This window comes from Actinocrinis sp. (assembly GCF_035946395.1).
Classification (GTDB): domain Bacteria; phylum Actinomycetota; class Actinomycetes; order Streptomycetales; family Catenulisporaceae; genus Actinocrinis.
Window position 1 is genome coordinate 18159 of sequence record NZ_DASYZI010000320.1, and the last position, 17522, is coordinate 35680.

Annotated in this window: 14 protein-coding genes; 4 read left to right on the forward strand and 10 right to left on the reverse strand. The window is 71.2% G+C overall.

Annotated features, from left to right (window positions below; translation table 11 throughout):
- From VGS97_RS19480 to VGS97_RS19500, 5 genes are all read right to left on the reverse strand, one after another.
- Complete coding sequence (locus tag VGS97_RS19480) at positions 1-1179, reverse strand: Gfo/Idh/MocA family oxidoreductase (RefSeq protein ID WP_326855018.1); 1179 nt, start codon at positions 1177-1179, stop codon at positions 1-3.
- A gap of 28 nt (positions 1180-1207) precedes the next feature.
- Positions 1208-2308 carry a Gfo/Idh/MocA family oxidoreductase gene (locus VGS97_RS19485; RefSeq protein ID WP_326855019.1) on the reverse strand — a complete coding sequence of 367 codons (1101 nt, stop codon included), beginning with the start codon at positions 2306-2308 and terminating at the stop codon, positions 1208-1210.
- The gene (locus tag VGS97_RS19490; protein ID WP_326855020.1) at positions 2293-2958 is read right to left on the reverse strand and encodes a ThuA domain-containing protein; all 666 of its coding nucleotides are present in this window, start codon (positions 2956-2958) and stop codon (positions 2293-2295) included. The genes VGS97_RS19485 and VGS97_RS19490 overlap by 16 nt, the downstream gene beginning before the upstream one ends.
- A 208-nt stretch (positions 2959-3166) precedes the next feature.
- Positions 3167-3661 carry an SRPBCC family protein gene (locus tag VGS97_RS19495; RefSeq protein WP_349262194.1) on the reverse strand — a complete coding sequence of 165 codons (495 nt, stop codon included), beginning with the start codon at positions 3659-3661 and terminating at the stop codon, positions 3167-3169.
- Positions 3645-4004 carry a metalloregulator ArsR/SmtB family transcription factor gene (locus VGS97_RS19500; RefSeq protein ID WP_326855022.1) on the reverse strand — a complete coding sequence of 120 codons (360 nt, stop codon included), beginning with the start codon at positions 4002-4004 and terminating at the stop codon, positions 3645-3647. Before VGS97_RS19500 ends, VGS97_RS19495 begins: the two co-directional genes overlap by 17 nt.
- Before the next feature lie 321 nt (positions 4005-4325).
- Between VGS97_RS19500 and VGS97_RS19505 the strand changes: the two genes are divergently transcribed.
- The gene (locus VGS97_RS19505) at positions 4326-7580 is read left to right on the forward strand and encodes a fibronectin type III domain-containing protein (protein ID WP_326855023.1); all 3255 of its coding nucleotides are present in this window, start codon (positions 4326-4328) and stop codon (positions 7578-7580) included.
- Between the two features lie 18 nt (positions 7581-7598).
- Here VGS97_RS19505 and VGS97_RS19510 read toward each other — a convergent pair whose 3' ends face one another.
- On the reverse strand, positions 7599-10013 hold the full coding sequence (locus VGS97_RS19510; RefSeq protein WP_326855024.1) for an ABC transporter permease: 2415 nt from the start codon (positions 10011-10013) through the stop codon (positions 7599-7601).
- Positions 10010-10738, reverse strand: coding sequence for an ABC transporter ATP-binding protein (locus VGS97_RS19515; RefSeq protein ID WP_326855025.1), 729 nt, complete (start codon positions 10736-10738; stop codon positions 10010-10012). The genes VGS97_RS19510 and VGS97_RS19515 overlap by 4 nt, the downstream gene beginning before the upstream one ends.
- Positions 10739-11012: 274 nt before the next feature.
- Between VGS97_RS19515 and VGS97_RS19520 the strand changes: the two genes are divergently transcribed.
- Positions 11013-12314: a sensor histidine kinase gene (locus tag VGS97_RS19520; RefSeq protein ID WP_326855026.1), complete on the forward strand. Its 1302-nt coding sequence runs from the start codon at positions 11013-11015 to the stop codon at positions 12312-12314.
- Positions 12315-12466: 152 nt separating this feature from the next.
- Positions 12467-13153, forward strand: coding sequence for a response regulator (locus tag VGS97_RS19525; protein WP_414641755.1), 687 nt, complete (start codon positions 12467-12469; stop codon positions 13151-13153).
- 16 nt (positions 13154-13169) lie between these two features.
- On the opposite strand, the gene VGS97_RS19530 is transcribed toward VGS97_RS19525, so the two are convergent.
- The 3 genes from VGS97_RS19530 to VGS97_RS19540 all read right to left on the reverse strand — a co-directional run bounded on the left by VGS97_RS19530 (position 13170) and on the right by VGS97_RS19540 (position 16342).
- On the reverse strand, positions 13170-13655 hold the full coding sequence (locus tag VGS97_RS19530; RefSeq protein ID WP_326855028.1) for a hypothetical protein: 486 nt from the start codon (positions 13653-13655) through the stop codon (positions 13170-13172).
- A 242-nt stretch (positions 13656-13897) separates the two neighbouring features.
- Positions 13898-15424 carry a CYTH and CHAD domain-containing protein gene (locus VGS97_RS19535; RefSeq protein WP_326855029.1) on the reverse strand — a complete coding sequence of 509 codons (1527 nt, stop codon included), beginning with the start codon at positions 15422-15424 and terminating at the stop codon, positions 13898-13900.
- Between the two features lie 129 nt (positions 15425-15553).
- Positions 15554-16342, reverse strand: a complete 789-nt coding sequence (locus tag VGS97_RS19540; RefSeq protein ID WP_414641756.1) for an SAM-dependent methyltransferase — start codon at positions 16340-16342, stop codon at positions 15554-15556.
- 437 nt (positions 16343-16779) lie between these two features.
- Between VGS97_RS19540 and VGS97_RS19545 the strand changes: the two genes are divergently transcribed.
- Complete coding sequence (locus tag VGS97_RS19545) at positions 16780-17517, forward strand: PhzF family phenazine biosynthesis protein (RefSeq protein ID WP_326855031.1); 738 nt, start codon at positions 16780-16782, stop codon at positions 17515-17517.
- Positions 17518-17522: the final 5 nt, after the last annotated feature.

Genomic DNA, 17522 nt, shown 5'->3' on the forward strand with positions numbered 1-17522 from the left:
TTACACGGAACCGGGTACGGGGACTTGCACGCCGTTCGCGTGGGCGCTGGCCTCGACCGCGGCCAGGACGCGCTGCACCTGGAGGCCGTCGGCGAACGACGGGCTTGGCGCCTCGCCGGACGCGACCGCCATGACGAAGTCGCGCACCTCGTGGGTGAAGGTATGTTCGTACCCGATGATGTGCCCGGGCGGCCACCAGGCGTCCATGTACGGATGGCCGGGCTCGGTCGCCAGGATGCGGCGGAATCCGGCCTGGTCCGGATCCTCGGCGGCGTCGTAGAAGGCGAGTTCGTTCATTGACTCGAAGTCGAAGGCGAGGCTGCCCCGAGCGCCGTTGACCTCGACGCGCATGGCGTTCTTGCGTCCCGACGCGAAGCGGGTGGCCTCGAAGATTCCGATGGCGCCGCCCGTGAAGCGTGCGGTGAACAGTGCCGCGTCGTCGACCGTGACCCGGCCTCGGTCCGTGCCGGCGGCTCCCGCCGCGGACAGGCCGCTTGAGGCGGCCGGGAGCGGGCGTTCGGCGACGAAGGTCTTCAGCAACGCGCCGACGCTCTCAATGTGCTGCCCCAAGAGGTACTGTGCGAGGTCGACGATGTGCGCGCCGAGATCGCCGAGCGCGCCGGAGCCCGCGTTCTCCCGGCGCAGCCGCCAGACCAGCGGGAACAGCGGGTCGGTCAGCCAGTCCTGGAGGTACTGCGCGCGCACGTGGCGGATCTCGCCGAGCCGGCCCTGCCCGATCAGCCGCCGCGCGAGTGCCAGTGCCGGGACGCGGCGGTAGTTGAAGCCGACCATCGAGTGTCCGGTGGCCTTCTCGGCGGAAGCGGCCATCGCCTCGGCTTCGGCGACCGAGTTCGCCAGCGGCTTCTCGCAGAGCACGTGCTTGCCGGCTTCCAGCGCCGCGATCGCGATCCCGGCGTGGCTGTCACCGGGCGTGCAGATGTCGACGACGTCGATGTCGTCGCGCTCGATCAGGGCACGCCAGTCGGTTTCGTGGGAGGACCAGCCCAGGCGGGCGGCGGCCTGCCGCACCTGGGGTTCGGAGCGTCCGCAGAGCGCTGTCATCTCGATGCCGGAGGGCAGGTCGAAGAAGCGGCCGGCGGTGCGCCACGCGTGGGAGTGCGCGGCGCCCATGAAGGCGTATCCGACCATGCCGACTCTCAGCGTTCTGCGCGGGGCCATCGGAACTCCTTACGCTCCTTGCCGTTGCTCACGCCTCGTCGGGCCGGACGCCGAGCGGGACCGGGGCGGGGCGCGCGCAGCTGCTCGTGATCTCGACGGCGAGGCCGGCCTGCGCCGAGGCGAGCATCGACTCCATCACGTCGAGGACGTGGTAGGCGAGCTCGCCCGCGGCGCGGTGCGCGGTGCCGCCGGCGATGGCGCGGGCCATGTCCGCGACACCGTACCCTCTCGCAGCATTCTGGTAACCACCGCGCTCGGGAAGATCGCTCCACGCGTCCTGCCGGGCACGCGCGATGCGGACGGTCCCGGCGAAGCCGTTCGGGTCCGGCACCGAGAGGCTGCCCTCGGTGCCGTAGACCTCGATACGGGGCAGCCGGGCGTGCCAGACGTCGAAGCTCATCATCAGCGTGGTGAGCGCGCCGCCGGTGTGTTCGAGCACGCCGGTGACGTGCGTGGGCACCTCGACGGCGAACCGCTCCCCCGCGCGCGGCCCGCTGCCGACGAACCGGGTCTCGTGCGCGGCCGCCGACATGCCGATCACCCGGCGGACGGGGCCGAGCAGCGTGACGAGCGCGGTGAGGTAGTAAGGGCCCATATCCAGCAGCGGCCCGCCGCCGGGCTGGTAGTAGAACTCCGGCGCGGGATGCCAGAGCTCGTGTCCCGGGGTGGTCATGAACGCGGCCGCCGCGACCGGCAGGCCGATCTCGCCCGCGTCGAGCGCCGCGCGCGCGGTCTGCACACCGGTGCCCAGCACCGTGTCGGGTGCGCAGCCGATCCGGACGCCCGCGTGCTTGGCGGCGGCGAGGAGGTCACGCGCCTGGCTGGTACCGAGGGACAGCGGCTTCTCGTTGTACACGTGCTTGCCCGCGGCGATCGCGTCGAGCGCCACCTGTGCGTGGGCCTTGGGTATGGTCAGGTTGAGTACGAGATCGACGTCGTCCGCGGCGTAGAGCTCGCCGGGCATCACGGCGACGGCGCCGGGCACCTGTCGTGCGGCGGCGCGGGCGCGCTCGACGTCGATGTCGGCGATCCTGGTCAGCGCGAGACCGGGGAGCCGTGGCAGCGTACTGAGGTAGGCGCCGCTGATCCTGCCGACGCCGACGAGGCCGACCCTCAACGCGTCGCCCATATCAGCCCCCTGGTGATTGTTTCGTGGGTCTGCGGCACCGTGAGGTCGTCCGGCTTGTGGCCGAGCGTGGTGACGAAGACGCGTCCCTCGCCCCAGTTCCTGGTCCACACGACCGGCATCGTGGTCCCGGCGGCGCCGGGCGCGTCCGGGTCGTCGACGTAGTCGGTGACGGCGAGCACGTCGACGGACGGGTCGACGTGCACGTAGTACTGCTCGGTGTTCACCGGGTAGCCGGTGAGGCCGTCGACCAAGGGGTGCGATTCGCGTTCCGGGGCGGGGCGGACCCTGTAGTCCACGAAACCGCGCGGGTGGTGGACGAACTGGCCGCCGGTGATCAGCTGGTAGCCGGGGGCGTTGCGGAAGGCGTCGATCATGCCGCCGTGCCAGCCAGCGAAACCGGTCCCGGCCCGGACCGCCGCGGACAGTCCGGCCAGTTGCTCGCCGGTGATCGTGCCCATCGTCCAGGTCTGCACGATCAGGTCGGTCTCGGCGAGCGCCGCGGCGTCGAGGTAGCTGTCTAAGGATTCTGATTTCACGACCCGGTAGCCGCGGCCTTCGAGTACCGCGGCGTAGCGGTCGGTCGCCTCGATCGGCCAGTGGCCCTTCCAACCGCCGCGCACCACCAGTGCCGTCTTGCGTGTTCCCGTCATGGACCGCCCTCCGGGGGTTGCGAGGCCCGCCAGCACAGGGTCGCACGTTGTCGGCTTGGATTCTCGTGCGCCGACGCCAGGCGACGGCAACACGGCGACAAGCAGCGCGAGCACGCGTCGGGCGGGCTGCTCAGACTGAGCGGCCCGCCCGACGGCGCGTTTCAGCTGCCCACACCGGCTGTGCGCCGTCACCCCTGGCAGCCACCTCTCACAGCAGCGAGACCGCGACCTGCTCCAGCTTGTCGAAGGCCTCCTGCATGCCGCCTTCCATGCCCGAGTCGATGTGCATGTCGCGGTTCTGCTGATTCTTGTGCTGCACAAGCGTCGAGAGCAGCGTGTGCCCGTCCTTCTCCTCGAAGGTGACGGTGACCGTCGCCGCGGCCTCGTCGGCGTCGGGAATGCCCTCGTAGACCTCGGTGTGCACGATGCGCTCGTCCGGAACGATCTCCAGATACTCGCCGTGGAAGGCCACCTCGAACCCGGCGTTCGCCGTCATCACGTACCGCCACCGGCCGCCGACCCGCAGGTCGACCTCCGCGAGCGTCATCTCGCCCCGCTCCCCGCTCCACCAGCGCTTGATCAGCTCGGGCGTGGTGCTCGCCCGGTAGACCAGGTGCCTGGGCGCGGCGAACTCGCGCGTGATCAGGATTTGCGTGTCCGTCGGCAGCGTCACCACCGCGGTGTGGCTACTCGTCGTCATCATCCGTGTCCTCCGATTCCAGTTCCTTGAGCTCTTCCAGTACGACATCCAGTCGCGCGAAGCGCTCGGTCCACAGCTGCTCGTAGCTCTTGACCCACTCGTGGATCGGCCTGAGCGGGCCCGCGTTGAGCCGGTACAGCCGCTGCCGCCCCTCGTCGCGCACCTCGACCAGACCGACCTGCCTGAGCACCCGCAGGTGCTTGGAGACCAGCGGCTGTGGCAGGCCGAGGGCCGCCACCAGGTCGTTGACAGGCCGTTCCCCGTTGGCGAGCGCATCGAGTATCTGCCGCCGCCGGGGCTCAGCCACCGCGTTGAACGCGTCCGTAGTGGTCGCCGCTCGTGCCATGCCGCCATCGTATTCCCATATGGGAATGTGTCAAGCGACCCAATTCACAGGAGTCATCTGGCGTTTCATCAGACTCGCTGCGGACGTGACGATGCGCGAGTACATTCACGTCTGTGTTAGGCCGGGCGTGGGACGCTCGGCCACTTAAGGGTGGGGGATACGGCCATGCGTGCCGCCATGGATTCACGGCTCAGACTTGGGATTATCGGTTTATCCACAGCGGCGCTGGCCGCGGTCGGATTGTGGGGTATCACTACGACCGCACACGCCGCGGGGTCGCCACCGGCCTTCGTGCAGCAGGCGGTGGCTCACCACTCCGCGGTGGCATCCACCAGCGTGCCGACCACGTCGCCGGTCACGAGCGGCAACCGGCTGATCGTCGAGGTCGCCGTGTGGAACTCGCAGTCCGCGACGACGAGCGCGGTGACCGACTCGGCCGGGAACACGTACACCGAGCTGACGCACTTCACCGCCTCCGACCACACCGAGATGAGCGTGTGGAGCGCGCAGGTCAACGCGGGCGGCGGTGCGGCGGCGACAGTCACCGCGAAGGCGACCTCCGCCGCGGACATGGCCGTGGCCGTTCTGGAGTACTCCGGGCTCGCCACCGCCTCCGACGCCTCGGTGGTGGACGTGCAGGCGCACGCGATCGGCAGCTCACCGGCCTCTTCCACGACGGTCGCGTCCGGTGCGACTCCGCCGACGACGGCCGGCAACGAGCTCGCGCTCGGCTTCTACGCCGACTCCGGCTTCCGGGACGCGCTGTCGGCGGGCACCGGATTCACCCAGCGGTCGAACATCTCCGGCGCGTCGGACATGGAACTGCTGGTCGAGGACCAGGCAGCGACGCAGGGCGCCGCACCGAACGCGACCTTCGGCACCGGAGCGACCACGGTGTGGCTCGCGGCGGCATTGGTGTTCAAGGGCGCGTCGTCCGGGTCGACGCCGACTGCGCCGGGCACGCCGAGTTCCGTGACCGCGACGCCGGGCAACGCCTCCGCGACGGTGTTCTGGTCGGCTCCGCCGGATGGCGGCGCGGTCATCTCCTCGTACACGGTCACGCCTTACGCCGCCGGGGTCGCGCAGCCCGCGACGACGGTCACCGGCACCCCTGCCCCGGCTTCAGCCGTGGTGGCCGGGCTGACGAACGGCACGAGCTACACGTTCACCGTCAGCGCGACGAACGCCATCGGCACGTCACCGGCGTCCGCGGCGTCGAACGCGATCGTGCCGAGCCCGAGCCCGCAGGGCCAGTGGGGCCCGCTGACCACGGCGCCGATGGTCTCCATCCACACCGTGCTGCTCGACAGCGGCAAGCTGCTGCAATGGGACGGCTGGAAGACTCCGACGCAGACCTACCTGTACGACCCGGCCGCCGGTTCGTACTCCGAGATCGATGCGCCGTCGAGCATCTTCTGCGGCGGCAACGCGAAGCTGCCGGACGGCCGAGTGCTCGTAGTCGGCGGCTTCGGCGTGGCGGTGACCGGGATGCTCGGCATCGTGGACGCGAACATCTTCGATCCGGCCACCAACACGTGGACGAAGATGGCCAACATGCACCTGCCGCGCTGGTACCCGGATCTGACCGAACTGCCGGACGGACGGTACGTGGCGATCAGCGGCAACTCCACCAACGCCACCACCTGGGCCGACACACCCGAGCTGTATGACCCGGCAACCAACTCCTGGACGCTGCTGTCGGGCATCAGCACTGCGCAGGTGCACGAGGAGGAGTACCCGTTCTCATACCTGGCGCCGAACGGCAAGGTCTTCACCATCGGGCCGTCCGAGGACGTCTCGTACTGGCTTGACGCGAACGCGCAGACCTGGACGCCGGTCGGGCCGAGCGGCGTGGTGAACGGCTCGTCGGTCATGTACCGGCCGGGCAAGATCCTGTACAGCGGCGGCGCGGCGAGCGTGACGTCGAGCCAGCCCGCGCAGTCGAACACCTCGGTGATCGACCTGACTTCGCCGGCTCCGGCCTGGCACGCGACCGCGGCGATGAACTACCCGCGGATCTACCACACGCTGACCATGCTGGCCGACGGCCGGGTGCTCGCGGTCGGCGGCGGGAACACCTCCGACCAGATGCAGATCACCACCGGCGTGCTGCCTGCGGAGATCTGGGATCCAGCCACGCAGCAGTGGACCACGATCGGGTCGATCGCCGCCGCGCGCAACTACCACTCGACCGCGGTGCTGCAACCTGACGGCACGGTGCTGGTGTCCGGCGGCGGGCACCCGGAAACGCTCAACGACCCGGGTGAGTTCAACGCGCAGGTGTATTCGCCGTCTTATCTGTTCAACGGACCGCGCCCGACGATCTCCTCGGCGCCGGCCAGCGCGCAGTACGGCTCGACGATGACCATCGGCACCCCGGACGCGGCGAACATCGGCTCGGTGAACCTGGTCTCGTTCGGGGCCGACACGCACCAGTCCGACATGGACCAGCACTTCGTGCCGCTGTCGTTCACCGTGGGTTCAGGAACAGGCGGCTCGGGCACGCTTTCCGTGCAGGCGCCCGCCTCCGGAGCCATCGCGCCGCCCGGCGACTACATGCTGTTCATCCTGAACAAGGCGGGCGTGCCCTCGATGGCCGCGACGGTGCACATCACCGCCGCCCCGCCGACCGCTCCGGCCGCGCCGACCGGCGTGACCGCGACGGCGGGCAACGGCTCGGCATCGGTGACGTGGACCGCCCCGGCGAACGGCGGCTCGCAGATCACGTCGTACACCGTCACGCCGTACGCAGGCAACACGGCGCTGACTTCGACGACGGTGGTCGGTAACCCGGCAGCAACCAGCACAACCGTGCCCGGCCTGACCAACGGCACCAGCTACACGTTCACCGTTACCGCGACGAACGCGATCGGTACGTCGCCAGCGTCCGCAGCGTCGAATGCGGTAACGCCGACGAGCGTGGTAACGCCGGTGTTCGTGCAACAGGCGTCGACGCATCGCGCCAACGTACCGTCAGCCTCGGTCACACTGGGGTCGCCGATCACCGTCGGCAACCGTGTCATCGTCGAGGTCGGCACATGGAGCTCGGGATCGGCCACGGCCAGCGGCGTGACCGACTCCGCCGGGAATGCGTACACGGAACTGACTCACTTCACCGCCTCGGACCATACCGAGATGAGCGTGTGGAGCGCGCCGATCGGCGCGGGCGGAGGTGCCCCGCTGACAGTCACCGCGAGCACGACGGCGACGGCGGACATCGGCGTGGCCGCGCTGGAGTACTCCGGCCTGTCGGCGGCGACCGGGACCGGCGCGCTCGACGTGCAGGCCACCGCGACGGGCAGGACCACCGGGGCGGCCACGGTCGCCTCCGGCCCGACTGCGGCGGCCGGCGCGGGCAGCGAACTGGCGCTCGGCTTCTACGTCGACTCGGGGTTCGGTGACACCCTCGGCGCCGGATCGGGCTTCACGCAGCGCGTCAACATCTCGACCACCTCGGACATCGAGCTGATGGCCGAGGAGCAGTCCGCCGCGCTGGGCGGCACGCCGAGCGCGACCTTCACCAGCAGCGCGGCCACGGTCTGGCTGGCCGCGATGCTGGTGTTCAAGCACGCGTAAGGCGTATCAGCAGGTCACTCACTCGGTACGCAGGGCGGCGGCGGTTCGTGTCGCCGCCGCCCAGCTGGCCGGGAGCATCGCGCCGCCGAGCGCGATGGCCAGGCCGCCGAGCCCGAGCAGCACGGTCTCGACGCCGCTGTAGACCGTCAGGATGGAGTGCGGCAGGTTGGTGCCCGCCGCATGCCCCATCACCGGCAGCACGTAGTCGTGCAGCGCGATGCCGACGGGCACGCCGACGATCCCGGCCAGCAGGCCGATCGGCGCCATGGAGCTGAGCACCATCGCGATGGTCTGCCGCAGCGTCATCCCCACCGCCTTGTAGACGCCGAGGTCGTGGATGCGCTCGCGGGTCTCCAGGACGGCCGTGTTGAGCACGGCCAGTGCGGCCACCACGACCAGCAGGCCGGTCAGGATGGCGATCATCCCGTCGAGCAGGACGAAGATCGCGTCCTTGGAGCGGATCGCGTTGTCCTGCGCGTGCCCGCCGATCGGGTCCAGCACGTTGTTCAGTGCGCTGACGTAGGCGGCGTGGCCGGTGCCCGGCTTGAGCATGACGTCGAATTCGTGCGACTGCTTGGCCGGATCGACCGCGGAGACGGTGCGCAGGTCGGTCACCACGTCCATGCCCTGATCCGAAGTGTCGAAGACCTCTCCGACGATCCGCACCGGGATCGCCGTGCCCTTGTCGGTCAGGGTGATCGTCGAGCCGATGCGGGTGCCGGTGACTTCGAGGAAGCGCGTCGGCACGACCGCCTGTCCCGGGCCGGTGAACCAGGACCCGGAGATCAGCTCGTACCGGTTCGACGAGTCGCCTTCCAGCAGTTGCACGCTCGTCGCTCCGGAGACGCCGGAGACCGTGAGCTCGTAGCGCGAGACACCAGACCACGAGCGCGTCCCGGGCTGCGCGGCGATGGCCGCCGCCACGGCGGCGGAATCCGCTGCCGCAGGCGCGGTGCCGCCTCCCTTCGGCCCTACGGTGGTCGTTCCCGAATCCGGGCCTCCGTCGGAGAGAAACACGTTGACGTCCGCCGACCCGTCGCGCGAGATGCCGGCGTGCACCCGCTGCAACGACGTGGCCAGGCCGAAGGCGAAGGTCACAGCGGTGGCCCCGAACACGACCGCGGCGGCGACCGCGAGCGTGCGCGCCGGGCGGGTGAAGGGGCTGCCCAGGCCCAGGCCGACCGCGCGCGGCAGCGGCAGCCGACCGAGCACCCGGCGCGCGAAGCGGCCACGTCCCGCGCGCGGGGTGCGTCCCATCGCGATGGCGTCGACGGCGCGCAGCCGCCCGGCGCGCAATGCGGGGGCGAACGCGGTGGCCGCGACGATGACGAGCGCCGCGCAGACCGCCGCCACGTCGATCCAGGGCGCGACGACCTGCGGTGGCGTGCCGAACACCTCGTCCTCGCGGCGCAGCAGCGGGACGGCGAGGACGTTGCCGAGCACGACGCCGAGTCCGATGCCCACGGCCGACGGGATCAGCGCCTGCGCGAGGTAGGCGCGCACGACCTGCGACGGGGTGAATCCCAGGGCCTTGAGGATGCCGATGCGGCGCAGCGAGGCGCCGACCGAGCCGCTGACCACGTTGCCGACGATGAGCACCGACATGACCAGCCCGAGCACGCCGAAAGCGACCATGAACGGCACGATCGGCGCGGTGCTCGACTCCGCGCTGAGCTTGGCGTTGAGATAGGACAGCGATCCGGTCAGCGCGCCGGCCGGCAGCGCGTCCGCCAGGGTGCCGCGGTCCGCCACGATCTGCGCGTCGGTGCCGGCGCTCGCGAAGCGGTAGAGCATCTGGAACGTCGGTGCCGCGCCCGCAGCGCGCAGCGCCGGGACCTCGGCGGGCTCGACCCAGGCGTCGGCGGTGCCGGTGACCGACTGTGCGACCCCGACGATGGTCAGGTTCGGGCTGCCGGGCAGTTGCGGGAACGACAGAACGGCGCCGACCAGTTGGTTCGGCCCGAAGACGTCGGCGGACAGGACGGCCTGCCCCGGCCCGGTGACCCAATGCCCGTCGAGCAGCGTCAGGTCGTCGACCGGCCCGCCCGGATCCGCCCGGCCGGCGATGGACATCGGCGGCAGGCCGACGTCTCCCCCGAGCGCCGTGCTGTTCACGTGGCCCTGGTCGACGGTCACGGTCGGATAGGGACCTGACGCGGCGGTGACGCCCGCGGCGTGGCCGGTCGCGGCGATCTGCGTGCTCGTCGCCTTCGTGCCGTCGAACTGCGCGGCCAGGTGCGCGCCGTGCTGCCCGGAGAAAGCGTGGTCGAAGGGTGCCCGCGATGCCGCGAGCAACCCGATGGCGAGCACGGCGGACGTGACGGCCATCATCGTGGACAGCACCAGCACGAGCGTCTGGACTCTGCGGCGGCCGACGCCCGCGCGCACCACGCGGCCGAGCGCTCCGCCGAAGCCGAAGCCGATCCGGCTCATCGCGCTCCCCCGGCCGGCCCGGCGACGCTCGGCACCGCGCTGTCGGAGGCGATCCGGCCGTCGACGAGCCGGATGGTGCGCGTGGCGCAGGACTCTGCGAGCTGGATGTCGTGGGTGACCAGCAGGATGGTCTGGCCGTCCTGGTTCAGCTCGGACAGCAGTTCCCTGACGTCGCGGCCGGAGGCGGTGTCCAGGGCGCCGGTCGGCTCGTCGGCCAGCAGCAGCGCCGGGCGGTTGATCAACGCCCTGGCGACGGCGACACGCTGACGCTCGCCGCCGGACAGGCGCCCGGGGTAGGCGTGCGCGTGCCGGTCGATGCCGAGCGTTTCGAGCAGTTCCGCGGCCCGGGCGCGGGCCCGCGCGCGAGGCATGCCGCTCAGCTGCGCGGGCAGCATCACGTTGTCCGCCACGGTCAGGTCGTCGAGCAGGTTGAAGAACTGGAAGACCATGCCGATGCGGTCCCGGCGGTACTTCGCGGAGCCGCTCTCCCCGAGCCCGTCCACGCGCAGGCCCTCCACCAGTACGCTGCCGGCCGTGGGCCGGTCCAGCCCGGCGATCATGTTCAGCACGGTGGACTTGCCGCTGCCGGACGGCCCGAGGATCGCCACGGCCTCGCCGCGCTCCACCGACAGGGACAGGTCGTCCACGGCGGGCGGCCCGTCGTCGTATCTCTTGCTCACCTGGCGCAGTTCGATCAGCGGCGCGTCCACGCCGGTCTCCTTCATCCGAGTTCCACAGGCATCCAAAAACACAGGCACCAACAACACGGGTTCCAACAACTGCGTCACCCCTGGCGGGGTCGAAGGTAGGCGCCAGGCAGGTGCGCGCACGTCGGCCGCCCGGCCGAGATCTGCTACCGCGCCGGACGCATGGGCGCACGCGTCATCCCGTGGATGTATTCGCGGGATGTACGGTCTCAACCTGCGGGAGGGATGTGCGCATCGACCCGGCGAACGACAATGACCCCGTGACGGTGACGGTGGTGGCGAGGATGAAGCGATGAAGATCAGGGCCGGCGTCACGCGGATGGCCGGCGGCCTGCGGCAGCAGGCGGGCGAGGTGCTGCGCCCGACCCGGCCGCTGCCCGCGCCGACGCTGAGGATGTGGTACTTCGACGCGGCGCTCGCCTTCGTGCTGGCCGCGATCGCCGTGCGCTCCGTCGAACTCCAGCAGCAGCGCGGCATGGTCGCGTTCCCGTCGCCCGACGGCGGGATGGTCGTCTACCCCGCCATGTCGTCCGGCGCGTCGATCTCGTCACTCGTGCTCGCGATGCTGGCCTCGGCGACGCTGGTACTGCGCCGCAGGTACCCGTTGCTCGTGTTCTGGATCGTGCTCGTGTCGACGCTGAGGCTCGACAACGCGCCGACGGTCCTGTTCTTCACCGTCATCATCGCTGCGTACACGGCGGCGGCGTACAGCCCGTACCGGACGGCCGCGATCGGCAGCCTGATGCTGGCCGCGGTGATCGTGGCGAGCACGCTACGGTCGACCCTCCCGCAGATCCCGAATGCGCTCGGGCCGTTCCTCATCCTGCTGCCGATCGCCTGGGTGGCGAGCACGATGCGCAGCTGGAAGCAGCAGGCAGCCGACAGCCTGGCCCGGCTGCGCGCGGTGGAGGCGGGCCAGGAGCGGGCGACGCGCGAGGCGGTGGAACTGGAGCGCGCACGGATCGCGCGGGAGCTGCACGACGTGGTCACGCACAACGTCAGCGTGATGGTGGTGCAGGCCGGAGCGGCGCGTAAGGTCATGGACGCCGAACCGGAGCAGGCCACGCAGGCACTGCTGGCGGTGGAGGCCAGCGGACGCACCGCGATGGCCGAGCTGCGCCAGGTGATGGGCCTGCTGACCAGCGCGGCGAGTGGGGCCGACGGCGCGGACTGCGGGCTCGACGGGGAGGCGAAGCTCACACCGCAGCCCGATCTCGACCAGCTTGAGGCCCTGGTCGGCCGGGTGCGCGGGACCGGCGTGCCGGTCACCCTCACGTTCACCGGCACGCCGCAGCCGCTGCCGCCTGGAGTCGGGTTGGCCGCCTATCGGGTGGTGCAGGAGGCGCTGACGAACACGGTCAAGCACGCGGTCGGCGCGTCGGCACAGGTCACCGTCGACTATGAGGCGCAGCGGCTGCGGCTGGAGATCGCCGATACCGGGGGCGTGCCCCGTGAGCCGGCCGCGGCCGGAAACCGCAGGGGCCTGATCGGGCTGCGGGAGCGGCTGGCCGTGTACGGCGGGAGTCTCGAAGCGGCGCGGCGGCCGACCGGCGGATTCCGGGTCACCGCGGTCATCCCGCTGGAGGCCCAGTGACCGCGAGCGGATCAGCGGCCGAGAGAGACGCGGCGCTCCAACGAGACGCGGTGCTCCAGCGAAACACGGGGGTCCGGCGAAACACGGCGTCCGATGCTCCATTGCGAGTCGTGATCGCCGATGACCAGGCGCTGGTGCGCACCGGCTTCCGGATGATCCTCGCGGCCGACGGGATCGAAGTCTGCGCCGAGGTGGCGAACGGTCTTGAGGCGGTCGAGGCGACCCGGCGCACCCGTCCCGACGTGGTGCTGATGGACATCCGGATGCCCGGATTGGACGGCCTTGAGGCGACCCGGCGGATCATCGGCAGTTCCGGGCCGCGCAACCGAGAGACAGGCGGCCGAGAGGCAGGCGACCGGGAGACGGACCACCGGCCACGTGTCATCATCCTGACGACGTTCGACCTCGACCGGTACGTGTACGAAGCGCTCAACGCCGGAGCGAGCGGTTTCCTGCTCAAGGACGTGACACCGGAGCACCTGGTCAGCGCGGTGCACCTGGTGCGATCCGGAGACGCGCTGCTGGCGCCGTCGATCACCCGGCGGCTGGTCGAGCGTTTCGCGCGGCCCGACGCGCAGACGCGGGCGCACACGCCGCACCGCGACCTCGCCGCACTCACCCCGCGCGAGCTGGAGGTGCTGCAACAGCTCGGCAGGGGCCTGAGCAACGCGGAGCTCGCGGCGCGCTTCCAGTTGAGCGAGGCGACGGTGAAGACGCACGTGGCGCGGATCCTCGCCAAGCTCCAGCTGCGCGACCGGGCGCAGGCGGTGGTCGTGGCGTACGAAAGCGGCCTGGTCCGTCCCGGCGACGAGGATCAGGTGCCGGAACGGACCAGGTAGTCGGACCGAGCGGGAATCAGGCGCGGCTCGGGACGGATTCGCGGCGCGCGGGGCGGGCGACCGCGACCAGTGCCGCGGCGGCTAGGACCATCACGGCGACGCCGTATTCGCGCCCCGCTGGGAGCAGACCGCCGTGCACGATGAGGAAGCCGCCGATCACGGCCGGCAGGCCCAGGGCGAGGTAGGACGCGACGTAGACCGTCGAGAGCAGTCCGGAGCGCTCGTGCGGCGCGGCCAACGGGACGACCGTGCGGACCGTGCCCTGGAACCCGGAGCCGAAGCCCGCGCCCGCGACGACCGCGCCGGCGAAGAACACCAGGCTGGACTTTGCCTCCATGCCGAGCAGCGTGACGCCGACGCCGACGAACAGCGAGGCGGTGCCGAGCAGCATCACGGTGCGCGGCCGGGCGTTTCGCAGCAGCAGCACGGCCAGCGCGCCGCTGCCGGCGAGGACGAACAGCGACAGCCCGCCGAGGACCGGCGAGCGCGATCCCGTGACCACGCCGACCACCGCCGGGCCGACCGAGGCGTAGAACCCGCGGCGCCCGGGAGTGCGCTAAAGATCTTGGCTGACCAGTGCGATGGCCATCCGCACACAGAGGACAAGGCGCCGGGGCGCCCTCAGGAGGCCTGCGGGCGCCCGGTACCACAGCCAGCCGGCTGCGTTCGATCAACCGCTGTGTTCGATCAACCGCGTGGGGCCAACCGCACCCGGCCAGGACCTTCAGCGCCCGCCCAAACGCGCTAACGCATCCAGGCGGTGTGTCGGGCGTTGTCCGCCTGCTTCCAGGCCTTGCGAGCTTGTTCACGCGACTCGTCCGCACGCTCGGCTTCACGGCCGTACAAGAGGCCGTACGTGAAGGCGTTCTCGCGGGAGGAGTTCGCTTGGAAAGCGAGCTGACGGACGGCCTGACGCGCGATCACCGTGTCCTGATGGTCGCCTAACGTCGTCTGGACGTTCTTTAGCGCCTTCACCGTGCGCCGCGCCTCCTTCCCCACCGCAGGAGCCACAGTCTCGACGGCGTAACGCGCCCGCTTGGCGGCCTTGCGCGCCTCGTGCAACGCGATGTCCTGCGGCTCACCTTCCGGGGCAGCGTGCGCGTCGTCCATACGGCGGCGCGTGCGCCGGAAGACGCGCTGGACCAGCGGCGGTAGGACAGCGGCGGCCTTCCGCCCGGCGGCCAGGGTCAGCGCGGCAGGGGTCGTCAGCCGGTCGAGGCTGTCCAGCAGCGCCAGGTAGCGGTCCGAGCCGAGCGCTTCGAGCAGCAGTTCGCGGGCCTCGGCCTGGCGTGGCGCGAAGTGGCCGTCGATACGGCGGCGTACCGGTTCCACGGCCAGCTCGGCCGGCAGCGAGTCGAGGCCGGCCGTCAGGTGCTCCCGCAGGACCTCGTCGTCGCGAGCCCGGCCCAGCACTTCGCCAAGCCACCGCAGCTCGCCGATCAGCGGCTCGGTCTCCTCTTGGCGCAGCAGCCCGCGGAAGGTCTGCAATGCGCTGCGCAGCCGGCGGGCGCAGACCCGCATCTGGTGGACCGAGTCCGGCAGGTCGCGGCGCACCATCGGATCCCAGGAGAGCAGCGCCTCCACCTGGCCGCGCAGATAGGCGAGCAGCACCTCCCCCGCCGACGACGAGCCGGTCGGCTCCCGCTCGACGGCCGTGGCGGGGAGCCGGTCGGAAAGCACGGCCTCCAGTTTGGATGCGTGCCGCGAGCGGCGCAGGCCACTGCGACGCAGCCGCCGGTCGGCCGCCTTCAGCAGTCGCAGCCCGCCGTCGCCGCCGCCGTCGGCGAGTTCCACCTCGACCTCGTTCCAGCTGACCCGCACTGCGGGCTCACCGATCATGGTCTGCGCGACCACCTGGTCGACGACCACCTCGGCCAGCGCCACGCCGCCCCGGTCGCGCAGCCTGCTGCTCTGCCGGGTCGTGGTGATCCGCGCGACAGGCCGCACCGGACGCCCGCGCAGCCGCGCGGTCAACAGCGTGGTGAACTCGCCCGGTATCTGCTCATCAGGCGGCAGCCGCAGCTCCGCGCGACTGCCGGAGCCTTCCGGCAGCTTCACGTGCCAACCCGCGTCGTCGCCACCGAGCCGCCGGCGCATGGTGATGCCGACCCGCGCCAGGTCGAGGGCGTCGGTGTCGTAGTACGTCGCCTCCAGGATCTGCTCGTCGGGCTCCGACTGGGTGTCGACCTGCGGCAGGCCGGTCAGATCGGGCAGCGGCGCCCCAGGGGCCGCATCGTACTTCCATTCGATCTCGCGGATTTCGGTGGCCATGAATACTGGCCTACCCGCCTGTGCGTGCCCCATCCGCAGAAACTCACGTACGGCGCAGCGCAGTGCACCCGCGGGGCGCAACGCGCCGGGCCCAGCCCGGATCAGCCCGCCTCGGCGCGGCTGATACGGTCAGGGGATGCGGGCGAGCCCGCCGTAGTGCGGCAGCCGCAGCTTCACCGGCGTGTCACCGGACTCCGGATGCCACCCGGTGACGACCACCACGCCGGGCTCGACCAGTTCGAGGCCGTCGAACCAGGAGGTGATCCGCTCCCGGCTGCGGGAGGTGATCGGACTGGTGGAGGAGTTGTAGACCTTGTAGACCGAGTCGGTCTCGGTGTCGTCGAAGTCCTCCACGCTGCCGTGCGAGATCGTCAGGTAGCTGCCGGAGGGCAGCGCCGCGCGGTACCGGGCCACCAGCCGGTCCGGGTCGTCGTCCTCCGGGATGTACGGCAGCACCGAGGCCATGATCAGGCCGAGCGGCCGGTTCAGGTCCAGCAGCGCCTCGACCTGCCGCGCGCTGAGCACCGCGTCGGCGTGCCTGATGTCGGCGTGCACAATGTCGGCGCCGGGGTTGTCGGCGAGCAGCGCTTCGCTGGCGTGCACGGCGACCGGCTCGGCGTCCACGTACACGACGTGCGCACCCGGGTTCGCGGCTTGCGCGATCTCGTGCACGTTGCCTGCGGTGGGCACCCCGGAACCCAGGTCGAGGAACTGATCGACGCCCTGCGCGACCATGTACCGTACGGCGCGGCGCAGGAAGTCGCGGTTGGCCCGCGCCGAGGCCCGCACACCGGGGAACGCCGCCTCGGCCGCCTCGGCGGCCTCGCGGTCGGCCTCGAAGTTGTGGAAGCCGCCCAGGAAGTAGTCGTACATCCGGGCCGGGTTCGGGCGCTGCGGGTCGAGCTCATGCGCGTGCAGGGCGTTGCCTCCTCGACAACAAGGACTGTATGCGGGACCACAGTACCCGCTGTTCGTACCATGAGGCACACCCCCTGGACGCAGACGGCCCGCAGACTGCTTCCCTGCCGGAGCTCCCGGGCTCGGCGTCGCGACGACGACGAGCCCGGAGTCTGCTCCGGCCGGGCACCGGGGACGATGCCGGTGAGCCTGCGGGCCGGGTGACTGCTTGAATTCGCCCGCCGCCCGAATCCTGTCGGGGGAGACCGGCCACCGGCCGGAGGCTCCGTCGCGGGCCGGGCGGCTAGCGGACAGCCACCTCACGCGTCCTGGCGTTACTCAACTCAGGATCACCTCCTTTCGGTGTGGCGATCACGCTATGACGGGCCACGTGATCGCGCAATGGAATTACGCCACGCACGGTGGCGCGGCGGTGATCGGTAGGTACTGTGTTCGTCATGACCACGGCGCTCGACGTTCAGATCCTGCGGGTCTTCACCGATCCGGACGGCGGCCACGGCAACGCGCTCGGCGTCGTGTTCGACGCCGCCGGCCTGCCGACCGGGCTCGGGGTGCGGCTGACCGCGCAGCTCGGGTTCAGCGAGACGGTGTTCGTGGACGACGAGGAGCGGGCCGCGTTCCGGATCTTCACGCCCACGGCCGAGGTGAAACTGGCCGGGCACCCGACGGTCGGCACCGCGTGGGTGCTCGGCCAGCGGGCCGGGAAGGTGCCCGAGGCGGTGCGGCCGCGCCTGGCCTCACCCGTGGCCGCGTGGTCGGCGGACGGCCTGGCCTGGATCCGCGGCGCGATCGCGGAGGCGCAGCCGTGGGAGTTCGTGCAGCTGCACGAGCCCGCGCAGATCGACGCGCTGGCCGTGACGCCGGACCCGGACGCCGCGCAGTCGGATCCGCTGGCGCAGCGGGGCCGTCACGAGTTCTGGGCGTGGATCGACGAGGCGGCCGGGATCGTCCGTGCCCGCACGTTCTGCCGGGACTTCGGCATCCCCGAGGACGAGGCGACCGGCTCGGGGGCGATCCACCTCACGGGCCGGCTCGGCAGGCCGCTGACGATCCGGCAGGGACGCGGCTCGGTCATCCACACCCGGCCCGCCGCGGCGGCGGGATGGGTCGAGGTCGGCGGCGCCGTCGTCGATGACGGCTTCCGCACGGTGACCGTCGAGGGCGGCGGCTATTGAGGGAC

Excerpts from the sequence above, each read along its gene's own strand:
- VGS97_RS19515 (WP_326855025.1), bottom strand. The coding sequence starts at position 10,738 with ATGAAGGAGACCGGCGTGGACGCGCCGCTGATCGAACTGCGCCAGGTG.
- VGS97_RS19545 (WP_326855031.1), top strand. The coding sequence starts at position 16,780 with ATGACCACGGCGCTCGACGTTCAGATCCTGCGGGTCTTCACCGATCCG.
- VGS97_RS19535 (WP_326855029.1), bottom strand. The coding sequence starts at position 15,424 with ATGGCCACCGAAATCCGCGAGATCGAATGGAAGTACGATGCGGCCCCT.
- VGS97_RS19510 (WP_326855024.1), bottom strand. The coding sequence starts at position 10,013 with ATGAGCCGGATCGGCTTCGGCTTCGGCGGAGCGCTCGGCCGCGTGGTG.
- VGS97_RS19480 (WP_326855018.1), bottom strand. The coding sequence starts at position 1,179 with ATGGCCCCGCGCAGAACGCTGAGAGTCGGCATGGTCGGATACGCCTTC.
- VGS97_RS19500 (WP_326855022.1), bottom strand. The coding sequence starts at position 4,004 with ATGGCACGAGCGGCGACCACTACGGACGCGTTCAACGCGGTGGCTGAG.
- VGS97_RS19520 (WP_326855026.1), top strand. The coding sequence starts at position 11,013 with ATGAAGATCAGGGCCGGCGTCACGCGGATGGCCGGCGGCCTGCGGCAG.
- VGS97_RS19485 (WP_326855019.1), bottom strand. The coding sequence starts at position 2,308 with ATGGGCGACGCGTTGAGGGTCGGCCTCGTCGGCGTCGGCAGGATCAGC.
- VGS97_RS19490 (WP_326855020.1), bottom strand. The coding sequence starts at position 2,958 with ATGACGGGAACACGCAAGACGGCACTGGTGGTGCGCGGCGGTTGGAAG.
- VGS97_RS19525 (WP_414641755.1), top strand. The coding sequence starts at position 12,467 with ATGATCCTCGCGGCCGACGGGATCGAAGTCTGCGCCGAGGTGGCGAAC.
- VGS97_RS19495 (WP_349262194.1), bottom strand. The coding sequence starts at position 3,661 with ATGATGACGACGAGTAGCCACACCGCGGTGGTGACGCTGCCGACGGAC.